We start from the raw sequence: 14,353 nt of genomic DNA on the forward strand, positions 1-14,353 counted from the left end.
CCGCTGGGATGCGAGGGACAGTGTCTCGCAAGCAGATGAACAGCTGGCAACGTGATCTCACGATGCCACCGTGGGTCTGGCGCCGGGCGTCTCGATGCCGGGGGCGTCGCACGTCTGGATGGCCGGCGGTGGGTCAGTGGCCGATGTCGAGGAAGTCGGCCAGCCAGCGGCGCACGTCGATCATCGTCGCGTCGTCGACGGTGCCGACCCGTTTGGTGATGCGCCGTCGGTCGATCGTGCGGGGTTGCTCGGTCATGGCGAAGGACGTCTGCTCAATGCCCACGTCGCCGCTGAGTCGCACGTGGTTGGGAAGTGCTCGGTCGCGGGTCGTGACCGGCAGCACCACGACGATGTTGGGCACGCTCGCCAGGTAGTCGTCGCTCGCGATGACCAGGGCCGGTCGATGGCCGGCCTGCTCCGATCCGACGACCGGGTTGAGATTCACCCACACGACCTCGCCACATGCGAGGTCAGGCATTGTCCAGCCCGTCGAGGTTGGTGGCGTCCCATTCGGCCGTCTGCGACGCGTGGTCGTCGGCGGCGAGTTGGCTGTACGCCAAGCGCACCGTCTCGAACCGGCGCTCCCGATCGTCGGCGTCGAGAAGCGCTTCGACGAGGGCGCCCGGGGTCATCCCACGCTCGCGGGCCCGCGCGTTGATGCGGTCGCGGGTGCTCGGGCTGAGCTTGATCGTGGTTGTGGCGGCCATGTCTCCAAGGTAGCGGATGCGAATACGTTCGGTATACCTGTACATATGGTTCGTCGGACGAGCTGAACCCGGTTCACCTCTCGTCCGATTTGCGCTGCTCCATACGATTGACCCCATGGTGGATCCCGTTGTCGCATTGACCGAACACGTCCAGCAGGCCATGGCGGCCGGGCTGGGCGCCGAGTTCGCGCAGGCAGACCCGGTGATCCGTCCGGCCAACAAGAAGCAGACGGACGCCGATCTTCAGGTCAACGCCGCGATGGCGCTGGCGAAGAAGGCCGGCCGCAAGCCGCGCGAGGTGGCGCAGGCGATCGTCGACCACCTCGACGCGCCCGACCTCGTCGAGTCGGTCGAGATCGCCGGCCCGGGCTTCCTCAACGTGACGCTGAAGTCGCAGTGGATCGCCGCCGCCGCGGCGTCGATGATCGGCGACCCGTCGTTGGGCATGACTGCGCCGCAACAGGAAACGATCGTCATCGACTACTCCTCGCCGAACGCCGCGAAGGAGATGCACGTCGCCCACCTGCGCACCACGGTTGTCGGCGACTCCCTCGCCCGCACGATGGAGTTCCTCGGGCACAAGGTCATCCGGCAGAACCACCTGGGCGACTGGGGCACCGCGTTCGGCATGCTCGTCGAGCACCTGCTCGAGGTGGGCGAGGGCAGCGACGAGGCGAAGCTGCTGCTCACCGACCCGAACGCGTTCTACCGGGCCGCGCGGGCGAAGTTCGACGCGTCCGACAAGGGCGAGGTCGACAGCGATTTCGCCACTCGGGCACGTGCCCGCGTCGCGACCCTGCAGGGCGGCGACCCCGAGAGCCTGCGGCTGTGGCGGGAGATCCTCGAGCTGACCAAGGGCTACCTGCGCCGCGTCTACGACGAACTCGACATCACGCTCACCGACGACGACATCGCCGGGGAGTCGTCGTACAACGACGAGCTCGCCGAGGTGTGCCAGACCATGGAGGAAAAGGGCCTCGCGGTGATGAGCGACGGTGCGCTGTGCGTCTTCCAGGACGAGTTCACCGGACGCGACGACAAGCCGGTGCCGCTGATCATCCGCAAGTCGGACGGCGGTTACGGCTACGCCACCACCGACCTGGCCACGATCCGACGGCGCTCGCTGCAGATGCACGCCGACCGGGCGCTCTACGTCGTCGGGGCCCCGCAGAACCTCCACTTCCGGATGGTGTGGGCCGCCGCCGACAAGGCGGGCTGGATCAAGGGCACCGAGCCGATCCACGTGCAGATCGGCAATGTCGTCGGCACCGACGGCAAGATCCTCAAGACCCGTTCGGGCGACCTCGTGTCGTTGCAGTCGCTGGTCGACGCCGCGCTGGAGCGGGCGGCGACAGTGGTTGCCGAGTCGCGTCCGGAGCTGGACGAGCAGACCCGCGCCACCATCGCCCACCAGGTCGGGGTCGCCGCGATCAAGTACGCCGACCTGTCGGTCAGCCACGACTCCGGCTACACCTTCGACCTCGACCGGATGGTCGCCTTCCAGGGCAACACCGGGCCCTACCTGCAGTACGCGACGGCCCGCATCCGGTCGATCCTGGGCAAGGCCGACGCCGCCGACCCGCGCGGACCGATCGTGCTCACCGAGCCGGCCGAGCGCGAACTCGCGCTCAAGGCACTCGAATTCGGCGCAGTCGTCAACCAGGTGGGCGAGACCCTCGAGCCGCACAAGCTCGCCGCGTACCTCTTCGAGTTGGCCACCGCGTTCACCAGCTTCTACGAGGCCTGCCCGGTGCTCAAGGCCGACGACCCCGCGGTGCGCGACTCGCGTCTCGCGCTGTGCCGGCTGACGCTTGAGGTGCTCACCCGCGGGCTGTCGTTGCTGGGCATCGAGGCGCCCGAGCAGATGTAGTCATGAACGTCCTCGGGTGCGAGCGCGGGCAAACGTCGCACGAGACGACGTTCGGCAAGGTTGTGCGGACGGTGTGGTCGACGACCGAGTTCGTGGTCGATGACGTGCCGCTACGCGGACTGCTGGATCCGCACCTCGACCATCCCCAGCTCGTATCGGTGTTCGACACCTGGCCGGCAAGCGATGCCGAGAAGGTCATGCGGCTCGGCGACTTCCCTGAGCAGCACTGGCCGGGCATCGGGCGGATCCCGGTGCTGATGTGCCCATGCGGAGATCCGTACTGCGGCGCCTTCACCTGTCGGCTCGGGACCGACGGCGACACGGTGACGTGGAGTAATTGGGCCTTCGAGGACTTTGCCAATACGGCAGAGTCACTGCCACTGGTACCGGATTACATGTTCTCGGCCGCTCAGTACGGGGCGCTGATCGATCGCGTGTTGGCACAGCTTGAGGCGCCGTCCCAACCGCTCACCGTCGTGGAGGGTGCGTGGCGTAGGCGCAGCGTGTTGAGCAGGATCCTCCGGCGACGGACGTCGGAAGCCGACGAGGCCCTTCACTGGCTGGACGCGCGTGCGGTGCGGCCGTCGCTGGCCGACCCAGGCGGCGCTTCGGCGAGCTACCTCGATTTCCTCGAAGACCTGGAGTTGTGTCAGGCGGACTTCGCCGCGACCGGCCTGCACGTGCCGCCGGCGGCGCGGCCCGAGACGCTGAACAGGTTGCGTCGCATTCTGCAATCGCCGCACAGCATCAGCCTGCCGACGAAGACACTCTGGGCGGTGCGTTGGCTCGCCGACCACTTGGCGGCGTCCAGTCGCGATTGAGCGCAGAACGTTGACCGATACAACTCCAAAGCACTGAGGGAACTCCGGATATGGAGTTCCCTCAGTGCTTTCGGATTGCCTCAGCGACCCGAGGCGGACGGTGTCAGTCGCGCGGCGTGGTGTTCTTCGGCGTCATCAACTCGTCGAGGATCGCGCCCAGCACCGCGAGCAGCGCCTTCTTCCACTGCGGCGTCGGGTCGACCGGCATCGCGAGCTTGTCGCCCTCGGGGGTGAACCCGACGGAATGCACCTGGCCGTCCTTCGGCAGCGCCACACCCGGGCAGACGGCGTCCTTGTCCATCAGCTTGCCGGTCTGCAGGAATCCGTAGGCCTGCTGCTCGACGCACAGGTTGCCGCCGCCGAGCACCGCGCCGTGGTTGCCCTGGTCGTCGACCGACAGGAAGCGGGTGTTGGTCGACGCCTTGTGCGCCTTGAGCCCGCCCTCGTACGCGGTGGCCGGGTCGTCCTCGGTCTGCACCAGCAGCATCTGCGGCGCCTTGGAGGTGTCGACCTTCATGTCCTGCGCCTTGTAGGGCCAGTACGCGCACTCGTTCGCGACGTCGTAGTAGCCGACCAGCGGGTACTTCGGGCCGTTCTCCTTGACGGTCTTCACGTAGGAGTTGGGGTCCTTGTCCCACGAAGTGTCGTTGCAGCGGATCGCCATGAACACGGTGTTCTGGTTGCGGGAGTCGTCGAGCTCCTGCTGCGACCCGCCGCCACCGGCCGCGCCCTCGGCGGTCGCGAGCGCCTGGGAGTCGCCGTTCATCGCCCGCTTCAGCAGCGCGAGCAGGGCGCCGGAGCTCTCGAAACCGCGGTCGCTGTAGAGCGTGTGGGCGACGATGTTGTCGAGGATGATCGGCTCGAACTGACCGAGCTTGCCCTCACCGGCGGCCTTGCGGATGTCCTCGTACGTCTTGCCGACGTCGTCCTTGGTGGTGCCCAGGTCGTAGGTGGAGTTCTGGCGGGCCAGCCACGGCAGCAGCTGGTCGGCGAACCGGCGCTGGAACGACATCGGCTGGGTGCCGAAGCTGTCCTGGAACGACCCGGTGAACTCGGTGTTGCTGTCGAGCACGAACCGGCCGACGTGGTTGGGGAAGAGCGTCGAGTAGTAAGCGCCGAGCCAGGTGCCGGCGCTCACGCCGTAGTAGTCGACCTTGTCGGTCTTGACCAGCTGACGCACCAGCTCGTGGTCGCGCGCGGTGTTGGCGGTGGTGATGTAGGGCAGCAGGTCGCCGTTGGCCGAGACGCAGTCGTCGACGGTCTTCTTCGCCGCACGCTGCAGCTTGGAGATGTCGCTGTCGGACAGATCGCGGTAGTCGTTGACGCCGCGCACGCCGTACGACTTGCAGGTCACGCGGGTGCCGCCGCCCACGCCGCGCGGGTCGACGCCGATCACGGTGTGGCTGGTGCCGAGCGGGGAGAGCGCCACGGTGATCACCGAGAACGCACCGGACGGCGCACCCGGGCCACCGGGATTCGTCATCAGCACGCGCTGTTCGGCGGGAGTCTTGGACGGGGCGGTGCGGGTGACCATGACGTCGATCTCGCCCTTGCCCGGGTCGGAATAGTCCTTGGGCGCCTTGACCTTCGCGCACTCGGTGCGAGCGTTGATCGCGGCGAGGTCGCGCAGGCTGAACGAGCGCAGTTCCTTCACGTCACTGGTGCAGGTGTCCTTGCTCCACTGCACCTGCTGCCCGGTGAACTTCGACAGGTCGACGCCGTCGGGAGCCAGCTGCCCGACGGGTGTGCCGGTCTTGCCGTCCGGCCCGTTGGCCGCGGCCGACGTCGACGTGGAGTTGTTCGTCTCCACCTTCGGTTCGTTGTCGCATGCCGCCAAGGTGGCGACGAGCGACAGGACGGTGGTCGCCGAGAGCGCCCGAATTCCCCAGTGTTGCGACATGGTCTGCTGCTCCCTGTTGGCCGTGTCTGTTCGGGAGCCTAGACGGCGCGGGACACCTGGATGGTTCCTGAGTGCCGCCGGTTCGGACGGCTCAGCCGGGGTAACCCTGCGGGTTCGCCGACTGCCAGCGCCAGGTGTCGGCGCACATGTCCTCGATCGACTTCGTTGTCTGCCAACCGAGTTCGTCGCGGGCGCGGGACGGGTCGGCGAAGGTGACGGGCAGGTCACCGGCTCGACGCGGGCCGACCTCGTAGGGGATCGGCACGCCCGTCGCCGTCTCGAAGGCCTTGATCATGCCGAGCACGGAGGTCGGCACGCCGGTGCCGAGGTTGAACGCGCGCACCGGTTCGACCATCTCGTCGATGTGCTCCAGCGCCGCGAGGTGGCCGGCGGCCAGGTCTTCGACGTGGATGTAGTCGCGCTCGCAGGTGCCGTCGGCGGTGTCGTAGTCGTCGCCGAACACGGTCAGCTTGTCGCGGCGTCCGACGGCCACCTGGGAGATGAACGGCATGAGGTTGTTCGGGATGCCCTGCGGGTCTTCGCCGATGGTGCCCGAAGCGTGCGCCCCCACCGGGTTGAAATAGCGCAGCAGTGCCACCTTGAAACCGTCCGCGCGAGCGACGTCGCCGATGATCTGCTCGTTCATCACCTTCGTCCAGCCGTACGGGTTCGACGACTGCAGCGGACGGTAGGTCTCCTGGGAGGGCTGCGGCGACTCGTCGCCGTACACGGTCGCCGAGGAGGAGAACACCAACCGGTGGACGCCGTGCGTCGCCATCGCGCGCAGCAGGCTGAACGTGCTGTCGAGGTTGTTCTTGTAGTACTTCAGCGGTTCCTGCACGCTCTCGCCGACCGCCTTGTGGCCGGCGAAGTGGATGACGGCGTCGAACCGCTCGGCGGCGAAGAGCGCCTCGGTCTTGTCGGGATCACACAGATCGAACACGTGCAGCGGGATGTGCGAGTCGGTCAACGCCTCGACCCGCGCGACCGCCGTGGCCTTGCTGTTGTCGAAATCGTCGACGATCGTGACGTCGTGCCCGGCGTTCTTCAGCTGGACGACCGTGTGCGAACCGATGAAGCCGGCACCACCGGCGACGAGGACATGCATGTGGGCCACCCTACGGTGACAAGATGGCCGGGTGATTTCGGTGCCGTGGACCCAGGACCATGTCACGACCGTGCGCAAGGCGCGGTTGTCGAAGCAGCGTGGCGGCTACCAGTGCGACGACGTCGACCGCTATCTGGAGCACGCCGTCGCCCTGATGCGGGCCGGGCGCGAGGTGCCGGCCGCCCCCGTCACCGGTCTGCGCCGCTCGACCTGGCGTGAGGGCTACTCGACGGACGCCGTCGAAGCACTGTTCTCGCACATCGCCGGCTGGCAGGCCGACCTGCTCGCAGACACCGGCAGCCAGGCGACGACGACCGGGGTGCTCGCGCCGAAGCGGATGTACTGGACTCCGCAACAACTGGATTGGGTGCGCGAGTCGAACTTCCGCCCCGCCCGGGGCAAGCGCGGCTACGCCGAGGACGAGGTCGACAGCTTCCTCGACACCGTGCTCATCGCGATGACCAAGGGTGAGGAACTGCCCGACATCGACACCGTGCGGTTCTTCCCACCGCGCGTCGGCCGCACGGGGTACGAGGCGCTCGCGGTCGACAAGTTCCTCGACGACCTGAAGCGGCTGCGTCCGATCCTGCGTTAGCGCTCGCGTTGATCGATGATGCGCCGAGCCTTGCCGACCGAGCGCTCGATGCCTTCGTGACCGACGACGTTGACGGTCACCGTGGTGCCGATGCGGGCCTTGACGGTGTGCGCGACCTGGGCGGCCAGCGTCCGGCGGTCGTCGTCGGACAGGTCGGGTTCGCCCTCGACGTTGATCGCCAACTCGTCCATCCGCCCGGGGCGGGTCAGCACGCACTGGAAGTACGGCGTGAGGCCGGGCACCTCCAGCAGGATCTCCTCGATCTGGGTGGGGAAGACGTTGACGCCGCGCACGATCATCAGGTCGTCGGTGCGGCCGGTGACCTTCTCCATCCGGCGCATCGCCGGGCGGGCGGTGCCGGGCAACAGCCGGGTGAGGTCGCGGGTGCGGTAGCGCAGGATCGGCATGGCCTGCTTGGTCAGCGAGGTGAAGACGAGTTCGCCGACCTGACCGTCGGGCACCGGTTCGTCGGTGAGGGGGTTGACGATCTCGGGGTAGAAGTGGTCTTCCCAGATGTTCAGGCCGTCCTTGGTCTCGACCGACTCCTGGGCGACACCGGGGCCCATCACCTCTGACAGCCCGTAGATGTCGGTGGCGTGCATCGCGCCGCGGCGCTCGATCTCCTCGCGCATCGCGTTGGTCCACGGCTCGGCCCCGAAGACCCCGACCTCCAACGGCAGTGACGCCGGGTCGACGCCGCGCTTGTCGAGTTCGTCGAGCACCGACAGGAAGTACGACGGGGTCACCATGATCGCCCGCGCGCCGAAGTCCTGGAGCAACTGGATCTGCTTCTCGGTCTGCCCGCCCGAGATCGGAACAACGGTGCAGCCCAAGCGTTCTGCGCCGTAGTGGGCTCCGAGTCCGCCGGTGAACAGGCCGTAGCCGTAGGCCACCTGCACCACGTCGCCCGGACGCACGCCGGCCGCGCGCAGCGAGCGGGCCACCAGGTCGGACCACGTCGCGATGTCCTGGGCGGTGTAGCCGACGACGGTCGGCTTGCCGGTGGTGCCGCTGGACGCGTGCACCCGCACCACCTGCTCGCGCGGCACCACGAACATCCCGAACGGGTAGTTGGCCCGCAGGTCGGCCTTCGTGGTGAACGGCAGCAGTCGGATGTCGTCGAGGGTCTTGATGTCGTCGGGGTGAACCCCCTTGTCATCCAACGCTTTCCGGTAGTGGTCGACGTTGGTGTACGCGTGGCGGACGGTGTTCTGCAGCCGGGTGAGCTGCAGCGCCCGAAGCTCGTCGAGCGAGAGGCGCTCCCCGCCGTCCCAGAGGTAGGTGTCGTCGTCGATGCGGGGAAGACTCACTTTTCGCTCTCCTTGGCGCGTTGTGGGATCGAGCGGGACCGCCCGCGGAACTCCGCGATGAGGGCGCCGTCGCTCACTCGGGTGACGGTCACGTCGGTGATGCCGCTGCGACCGAACTTCGCGCGTTCGGTTGCGACACAACGAAGTTCGTCGCCGAGACGAGCACTGGTGACGAACGTGATGTCGCCGCCCGAAGCGACGGTGAACTGCCCGGTCGCATTGCACGCGAGCGCGAAGGTGGAGTCGGCGAAGGTGAACAGGTAGCCGCCGTGGGCGATGTCGTGACCGTTGACCTGGCTCTGCGAGACGGTCATCGTGGTTTCGGCGAAGCCGAGCCCGTCGCGCACCCCGACGTCGACGAGTTCGATGCCGATGCCGGCGGAGGCGCGGTCGTCGCGCCACATGGCGTGGACATGATCCAGGTCACCCGAAGTCATGTGACAGAGCCTTGCATATCTGCACGTGATTTGTAACACGTCGGCGTCTACGATGAGAGACGTGACTGCCACGGACCAGACCGCCCAGACCCCTGACCAGGTGCTCGACGACGCGCTCAAGGCGCTGGCCGAGCGCTCCTACTTTTCGCGGTATCCCGAGTCGCCGTCGCCGCGGGTGTACGGGGAAAACGCTGCGCCCGAAGGTCTTTCGGCGTACGAAGCCCACCTCGGCAAGCCGTTCGAGGGTCTGGCCGGTGCCTTCGACGGTTCGTCCGTCGGTGACGAGGTGTCGCCGTACGGTCCGACGCTCGGCGTTGCCTACCCCCACCTCGACGTCGACGCCGCGATGCAGGCGGCGTCGACAGCGATCCCGGCCTGGCGCGATGCCGGTGCTCGCAAGCGGGCGACTGTGCTGGTCGAGGCGCTCGATGCGCTGAACGAGCGGTCGTTCGAGATCGGTAACGCGGTGCACCACACCTCGGGCCAGCCGTTCGTGATGGCCTTCCAGGCCGGTGCCCCGCAGGCACAGGACCGCGGTCTCGAAGCCGTCGCCGCGGCCTACGCCGAGCAGGCACGCGTGCCCGAGAGCGTCACCTGGGAGAAGCCCGGCAAGGGCGAGCCGCTGCGGATGCGCAAGGACTACCGGATCGTGCCGCGCGGCGTCGCGCTGGTCGTCGGCTGCAACACCTTCCCCACCTGGAACGCCTACCCGGGCATCTTTGCCTCGCTGGCCACCGGCAACGCGGTGGTCGTCAAGCCGCACCCGCGCGCGATCCTGCCGCTGGCGATGACCGTCGAGACGTTGCAGAAGACGTTGCAGGACAACGGTTTCGACCCGCAGCTGGTGCAGCTCGCGCCGGAGGCCGACGGCGAAGGTCTCGCGAAGACGCTCGCCGAGCGCGACGAGGTGAAGATCATCGACTACACCGGCGGCCCCGGTTTCGGTGGCTGGCTCGAGCGTGAGGGCGCCGCGCGCGGGCAGCAGGTCTACACCGAGAAGGCCGGCGTCAACACCGTCGTCGTCGACTCCACCGACAACCTCAAGGCGATGCTCGGCAACCTCGCCTTCTCGCTCAGCCTCTACACCGGGCAGATGTGCACCACCCCGCAGAACATCTATCTGCCCAAGGGCGGCATCGACACCGACGAAGGGCACGTGTCGTTCGAGGAGTTCGGGCAGAAGCTCGGCGGCGCGATCGGTCGCCTCACCGGCGACGACGAGAAGGCCGTCGAGATCCTCGGCGCCACGGTTAATGACGACGTCCGCTCGCGGGCCGGGTCGCTGGCGTCGATCGCTGCCGATGCAGGCGGTTCGGTGGTCGCCGACTCGCGTGAGGTGACGCACCCGAAGTACCCCGACGCGGTCGTCCGCACCCCGGGTCTGGTGGGGGTCGACGTCGCCGCGCGCGACGCCTACACCACCGAGCAGTTCGGGCCGGTCACCTTCCTGATCGGCACCGACTCCACGCAGCAGTCGCTCGACACCTTCGCCGAGACGGTGCGCCGCCACGGTGCGATGACCGCGTCCGTCTACTCCACGGACGAGGGCGTGCTCGACGCCGCCCGTGACGCCGCGGTCGACGCGGGTGTGGCGTTGTCGGAGAACTTGCTCGGTCAGGTCTTCGTCAACCAGACCGCGGCGTTCAGCGACTACCACGGCACCGGCGCCAACCCCGCCGCGAACTCCGCCTACTCCGACAGCGCGTTCGTCGCCGGACGCTTCCGGGTGATCACCGCGCGCCGGCACGTCTGATCGGCACCCAACCCATCCCCGCACCCACCCCAACCGAAAGGGGTTCGTTAGCGTTTGGGCTGTGAGCGAGGTCAGCATCGAGCCCTGGACGGCGGTGGACGCGCCCGCCGGCCTGCCCGAGCGCGCGTACGCGATCGTGTCCGGCGGGCAGGTCGTCGGTTCGGCCTCGGTCGACGACGTCGGGGTGCTGCAGTGGGAGTTCGCCGACATCGACGAACGACTCGCGGTGCTCGGGGTCGACGCGTTGATCGAGTTCGCGTTCGGTGAGCTCGGGCTGCACCGGGTGCAGGCCCGCCTCGGCGCCGACGACAAACACAACCAGCGCATCGCCTCGCGCGCCGGTCTGCGCCGGGAGGGCGTCGTCCGCGGGGGAGCGGGCCACGGGGCCGACGAGATCCAGGTGGCCCGGGTGGCCACCGACCCGCCGCTGACCGACCGTGCCACCTTCACAGCGGTGCTCAACGCCGGCCTGCCGACCAAGAGATGCATCGCGCAGGCCATCGTGCGTGATGACCAGGGGCGCATCCTCGTCTGCGAACTGGTCTACAAGCGGTTCTGGGACCTCCCGGGTGGGGTCGTCGACCCGTACGAATCTCCCGCCGACGCCGTGGTGCGCGAACTGAAGGAAGAGCTGGACGTCGATGCCCGCGTCCGTGGCCTGGCGGCGGTCAGTTGGTTGAAACCGTGGCGCGGTTGGGACGACGCGACGCTGTTCGTCTTCGACGTCGAACTCGACCGCCCGCCACACACCTTGCAGCCCAGGGAGATTCGCGCGGTGCACTGGCTCGCCCCCGAAGAGTTGGGCGAGTACGTCGCCGAGTACACCGTCCGCGTGGTGGAGCAGGCGCTCGCCTCCGACGTGCCGGTCTACCTCGAGGACGGCCGCCCTCGGGCGTGAGCGGCGCGCGCCGGGATCGTGTCGCACCAAGTCGCGTCAGACGCGACCTACTCGGGCGTATTCGTCGGAACCGCCGAGTAACTCGCGCCTGACGCGACTTCGTGCGCTGGGCGTGCGGGGCAGGCGGCGGCGCCGCTCAGACCTCGTGCTTCTCCGGCAGCACGAAGTTGGCGAGCATGCCGACCACCGCGATCACACACGCACCGAGCACGGCGTCCCAGAAGAAGTGGTCGACGTGGAACGCGAGGCCGAACTGGTCGGCCGACCACGAGGTGAACTGCAGCATCAGCGCGTTGACGATGATGATGAACAGTCCGAGCGTCACGATGATCAACGGGAACGACAAGAAGGTCGCGATCGGCTTGAGGATCGCGTTGATGATGCCGAAGATCAGTGCGGTCAGCAGCACCGTCTTGACGCGGGTGCTGGTGTCGGCGGAGTCGTCGGCGAGGCGGATGCCGTCGATGAGGGCGGCCGCGGCCCACAGACCGAGGGCGTTGACGACGAGGCGGATGAGGAAGTTCGTCATGCCTCCAGTGTCTGCGAAAGTGTGCGCAGCACGCCACAGAAGCGCCTGTGATGTCTCAGGACATCGGTGACAGTTCTGCATCAGGACATCGGTAACAGTTGGTGTCTCAGGACAGGGTCTGTCCGATGAACGGTGTTTCCGGCGTTCATCTCAGAGGTTCTCCGCGGCCGGCATGCGGTCGGCGAAGGTGACGGCGAAAGCGTTGAGCGCGGGCTTCCACCGCATGGTCCATCGTGCCTGGCCGGTGCCCTTGGGGTCCAGGCCCCTGGTGACCAGGTACAGGCACTTGAGGGCGGCCTGCTCGGTCGGAAAGTGCCCGCGCACGGTGACCGCGCGCCGGTACCTGGCGTGCAGGGACTCGATGGCGTTGGTGGAGAACAGCACCCGGCGGATCTCCACGTCGTAGGCCAGGAAGGGGATGAACTCCTCCCACGCCGCTGTCCACATCTTGGGGATGGCCGGGTAGGGCTTGCCCCATTTCTCCTCCAGCTCCTCGAACGCCGCCCATGCTGCCTCGACCGAGGGTGCGGTGTAGATGCGGCGCAGGTCCTTGGCCAGCTGGTCCCAGTATTTCCGCGAGGCGTAGCGCAGCGTCGCCCGGATGAGGTGGATCACGCAGGCCCGCACGATCGCCTGGGGGAAGACGGCGTTCACGCTGTCGGGCAGTCCTTTGAGGCCGTCGCAGACGATGAAGAACACGTCGCGCACGCCGCGGTTCTTCAGGTCCGCCAGCACGTTCATCCAGAACTTCGCCGACTCACCACCTCCCTGCCCGGCCCACAGGCCCAGGACGTCTCGCCGGCCGTTCAGGTCGACGCCGATCGCGGCGTAGAAGGGTTGGTTGCCGACCTGCCCGTCGCGAACCTTGACGTAGATCGCGTCGATGAAGATGGCCGCGTACACCGGTTGCAGCGGCCGGGAGGACCAGGCGGCCATCTCCTCGAGCACCTTGTCCGTGATCCTCGAGACCGTGTCCTTGCTGATGGAGGCGCCGTACACCTCGTGGAAGTGCGCGCTGATCTCACCGGTCGTCAGGCCCTTGGCGAACAGGCTGATCGCGACCGCGTCCACGTCCGAGAGGCGCCGCTGTCGCTTCTTGACGATCACCGGCTCGAACGTGCCGGCCCGGTCCCGGGGGACCGCGATCGTCACCTCTCCGGCGGCGTCGGTCAGCACCGTCTTGGGTCGGGTGCCGTTGCGGATGTTGCCGTTCTCCGCGGTGGGTACCTGGTGCTTCTCGTGGCCGAGGTGCTCGGTCAGCTCCTCTTCCAACGCTGTCTCCAGGACGGTGGCGGTGATTGATTTGAGCAGCCCGTCCGGGCCGGTCAGGTCCTCACCACGGGCCCGGGCGGCTTTGACCAGCTCCCGGACCGCAGCCTGCTCGACCTCGCTGCGCGAGGTCGTCTTCTTCACCTTCTTCGGCATCGAGCTCACGCTCGTGATCTTCTCGGTCATCACATGACCTTCCCCGCCAGCTGAGCCGGCGTGTCAGGCCAGAAACACCGTTTGGCGGACAGTCCCGACTCAAGTCCATCGTCGATAGCGTGGCAACGTGTTCCATGGAGTGTTTCTCCTCACGTTCTCGCGGGCGGGCGCGGGAGCGGGGCTTACGCCAGAAAGAAAGTTCTCGCCATGGTTGGTCTCGGGTGTCGTTCTACTGATCGTCGGACTGTCGGTGTTCACCCGAGCCGTCGTGGTGTTCTTCGGCAATGAATGAGGCTGGGAGGGCGTGATGCGACAGAAGAAGCCGCTGCTGCTGCGCGCCAAGGACGCGGCGGGGTTCGCGCTGGTCTGGTCGCTCGCGAAAGTGGCCCACCGCGTGCGGTACACCCGGTCCGACGACATCCCGGGCGAGGGCCCGGTGATCATCGTCGCGAACCACATGACGATGAGTGAGCCACTCGCCGTTGCTGGAATGGTGATCGGGCACAGGCGTTTTCCGCACTTCCTCGCGATGCGTGAGGTGTTCTCCTGGCCGGTGGTCGGGTGGCTCGCCCGGGCGACCGGTCAGATTCCCGCCGCACGCGGATCCGCGAACGCCGCCGCAGCTCTAGACGAGGCCGGGCGCCGTCTCGACCTCGGGCAGGTCGTGGTGCTCTACCCCGAGGGACGGCTCACCACCGAACCCGATCGGATGCCGGGCCCGGCCCGAACAGGCGCTGCGCGGCTCGCATTGAAGCATCCCGAAGCGCCGGTCTTCCCGGTCGGGCTCTGGGGCCCGAAGCAGGGGACCGAGCACCTCTGGCACCGCCACTCGGCCCACTTCAGTGTCGGGCCGAGGATCGACCTGAGCGCGTTCGCCGGACGGACCGACGACCACGCGGCGCGTGAAGCGACCGACCTGATCATGGCTGCCATCCGCACCGAGGTGCTCAACGCGAAGGCCCAGCACGCCGTCCGGCACGACGAGAGGTAGCGGTTCAGC

At 67.7% G+C, this 14,353-nt stretch carries 14 protein-coding genes; 6 read left to right on the forward strand and 8 right to left on the reverse strand.

Annotated elements, in window-relative coordinates:
* Positions 1-133: 133 nt before the first annotated feature.
* Together DFJ65_RS03620 and DFJ65_RS03625 are read right to left on the reverse strand one after the other, a co-directional pair.
* Positions 134-478, reverse strand: coding sequence for a type II toxin-antitoxin system PemK/MazF family toxin (locus tag DFJ65_RS03620; protein ID WP_115921851.1), 345 nt, complete (start codon positions 476-478; stop codon positions 134-136).
* Complete coding sequence (locus DFJ65_RS03625; RefSeq protein ID WP_115921852.1) at positions 471-707, reverse strand: ribbon-helix-helix protein; 237 nt, start codon at positions 705-707, stop codon at positions 471-473. Before DFJ65_RS03625 ends, DFJ65_RS03620 begins: the two co-directional genes overlap by 8 nt.
* A 115-nt stretch (positions 708-822) precedes the next feature.
* Between DFJ65_RS03625 and argS the strand changes: the two genes are divergently transcribed.
* Together argS and DFJ65_RS03635 are read left to right on the forward strand one after the other, a co-directional pair.
* Positions 823-2,577 (forward strand): arginine--tRNA ligase, encoded by a 1,755-nt coding sequence (gene argS / locus DFJ65_RS03630; protein ID WP_115921853.1) that lies wholly within the window; start codon positions 823-825, stop codon positions 2,575-2,577.
* Positions 2,578-2,579: 2 nt separating this feature from the next.
* Positions 2,580-3,398 (forward strand): hypothetical protein, encoded by an 819-nt coding sequence (locus DFJ65_RS03635; RefSeq protein ID WP_115921854.1) that lies wholly within the window; start codon positions 2,580-2,582, stop codon positions 3,396-3,398.
* Positions 3,399-3,501: 103 nt separating this feature from the next.
* On the opposite strand, the gene DFJ65_RS03640 is transcribed toward DFJ65_RS03635, so the two are convergent.
* Positions 3,502-5,298 carry an alpha/beta fold hydrolase gene (locus DFJ65_RS03640; RefSeq protein WP_115921855.1) on the reverse strand — a complete coding sequence of 599 codons (1,797 nt, stop codon included), beginning with the start codon at positions 5,296-5,298 and terminating at the stop codon, positions 3,502-3,504.
* A 91-nt stretch (positions 5,299-5,389) separates the two neighbouring features.
* Positions 5,390-6,406, reverse strand: coding sequence for a UDP-glucose 4-epimerase GalE (galE, locus tag DFJ65_RS03645; protein ID WP_115924081.1), 1,017 nt, complete (start codon positions 6,404-6,406; stop codon positions 5,390-5,392).
* A gap of 31 nt (positions 6,407-6,437) precedes the next feature.
* On the opposite strand from galE, the gene DFJ65_RS03650 reads away from it, so the two are divergent.
* The gene (locus DFJ65_RS03650; protein ID WP_115921856.1) at positions 6,438-7,001 is read left to right on the forward strand and encodes a DivIVA domain-containing protein; all 564 of its coding nucleotides are present in this window, start codon (positions 6,438-6,440) and stop codon (positions 6,999-7,001) included.
* Here the strand turns inward: DFJ65_RS03650 and paaK are convergent.
* Entirely contained in the window at positions 6,998-8,311 is a 1,314-nt protein-coding gene (paaK, locus tag DFJ65_RS03655; RefSeq protein ID WP_115921857.1) for a phenylacetate--CoA ligase PaaK, read from the reverse strand. The two genes, DFJ65_RS03650 and paaK, sit on opposite strands and share 4 nt — an antisense overlap.
* The gene (locus DFJ65_RS03660) at positions 8,308-8,748 is read right to left on the reverse strand and encodes a hotdog fold thioesterase (RefSeq protein WP_115921858.1); all 441 of its coding nucleotides are present in this window, start codon (positions 8,746-8,748) and stop codon (positions 8,308-8,310) included. The genes paaK and DFJ65_RS03660 overlap by 4 nt, the downstream gene beginning before the upstream one ends.
* A gap of 61 nt (positions 8,749-8,809) precedes the next feature.
* Between DFJ65_RS03660 and paaN the strand changes: the two genes are divergently transcribed.
* Both paaN and DFJ65_RS17975 read left to right on the forward strand, forming a co-directional pair.
* Complete coding sequence (gene paaN / locus DFJ65_RS03665) at positions 8,810-10,501, forward strand: phenylacetic acid degradation protein PaaN (protein WP_245949976.1); 1,692 nt, start codon at positions 8,810-8,812, stop codon at positions 10,499-10,501.
* Between the two features lie 61 nt (positions 10,502-10,562).
* Positions 10,563-11,399 (forward strand): NUDIX hydrolase, encoded by an 837-nt coding sequence (locus DFJ65_RS17975; protein ID WP_245949977.1) that lies wholly within the window; start codon positions 10,563-10,565, stop codon positions 11,397-11,399.
* Between the two features lie 136 nt (positions 11,400-11,535).
* Here the strand turns inward: DFJ65_RS17975 and DFJ65_RS03675 are convergent, their stop codons facing one another.
* Together DFJ65_RS03675 and DFJ65_RS03680 are read right to left on the reverse strand one after the other, a co-directional pair.
* A complete protein-coding gene (locus tag DFJ65_RS03675; protein ID WP_115921860.1) occupies positions 11,536-11,928 on the reverse strand; it encodes a phage holin family protein in 393 nt (130 codons plus the stop codon).
* 150 nt (positions 11,929-12,078) lie between these two features.
* Positions 12,079-13,353, reverse strand: coding sequence for an IS256 family transposase (locus DFJ65_RS03680; RefSeq protein WP_211308491.1), 1,275 nt, complete (start codon positions 13,351-13,353; stop codon positions 12,079-12,081).
* Positions 13,354-13,660: 307 nt separating this feature from the next.
* On the opposite strand from DFJ65_RS03680, the gene DFJ65_RS03685 reads away from it, so the two are divergent.
* Positions 13,661-14,344, forward strand: a complete 684-nt coding sequence (locus DFJ65_RS03685; RefSeq protein ID WP_115921862.1) for a lysophospholipid acyltransferase family protein — start codon at positions 13,661-13,663, stop codon at positions 14,342-14,344.
* Positions 14,345-14,353 lie beyond the last annotated feature (9 nt).

The organism is Calidifontibacter indicus, assembly GCF_003386865.1.
Taxonomy (GTDB): Bacteria; Actinomycetota; Actinomycetes; order Actinomycetales; family Dermatophilaceae; genus Yimella; species Yimella indica.

Bases quoted from the DNA above. Each gene is read 5' to 3' on its own strand.
- DFJ65_RS03620 (WP_115921851.1), bottom strand. From the start codon at position 478: ATGCCTGACCTCGCATGTGGCGAGGTCGTGTGGGTGAATCTCAACCCG.
- DFJ65_RS03625 (WP_115921852.1), bottom strand. From the start codon at position 707: ATGGCCGCCACAACCACGATCAAGCTCAGCCCGAGCACCCGCGACCGC.
- argS (WP_115921853.1), top strand. From the start codon at position 823: ATGGTGGATCCCGTTGTCGCATTGACCGAACACGTCCAGCAGGCCATG.
- DFJ65_RS03635 (WP_115921854.1), top strand. From the start codon at position 2,580: ATGAACGTCCTCGGGTGCGAGCGCGGGCAAACGTCGCACGAGACGACG.
- DFJ65_RS03640 (WP_115921855.1), bottom strand. From the start codon at position 5,298: ATGTCGCAACACTGGGGAATTCGGGCGCTCTCGGCGACCACCGTCCTG.
- galE (WP_115924081.1), bottom strand. From the start codon at position 6,406: ATGCATGTCCTCGTCGCCGGTGGTGCCGGCTTCATCGGTTCGCACACG.
- DFJ65_RS03660 (WP_115921858.1), bottom strand. From the start codon at position 8,748: ATGACTTCGGGTGACCTGGATCATGTCCACGCCATGTGGCGCGACGAC.
- DFJ65_RS03675 (WP_115921860.1), bottom strand. From the start codon at position 11,928: ATGACGAACTTCCTCATCCGCCTCGTCGTCAACGCCCTCGGTCTGTGG.
- DFJ65_RS03680 (WP_211308491.1), bottom strand. From the start codon at position 13,353: ATGCCGAAGAAGGTGAAGAAGACGACCTCGCGCAGCGAGGTCGAGCAG.
- DFJ65_RS03685 (WP_115921862.1), top strand. From the start codon at position 13,661: ATGCGACAGAAGAAGCCGCTGCTGCTGCGCGCCAAGGACGCGGCGGGG.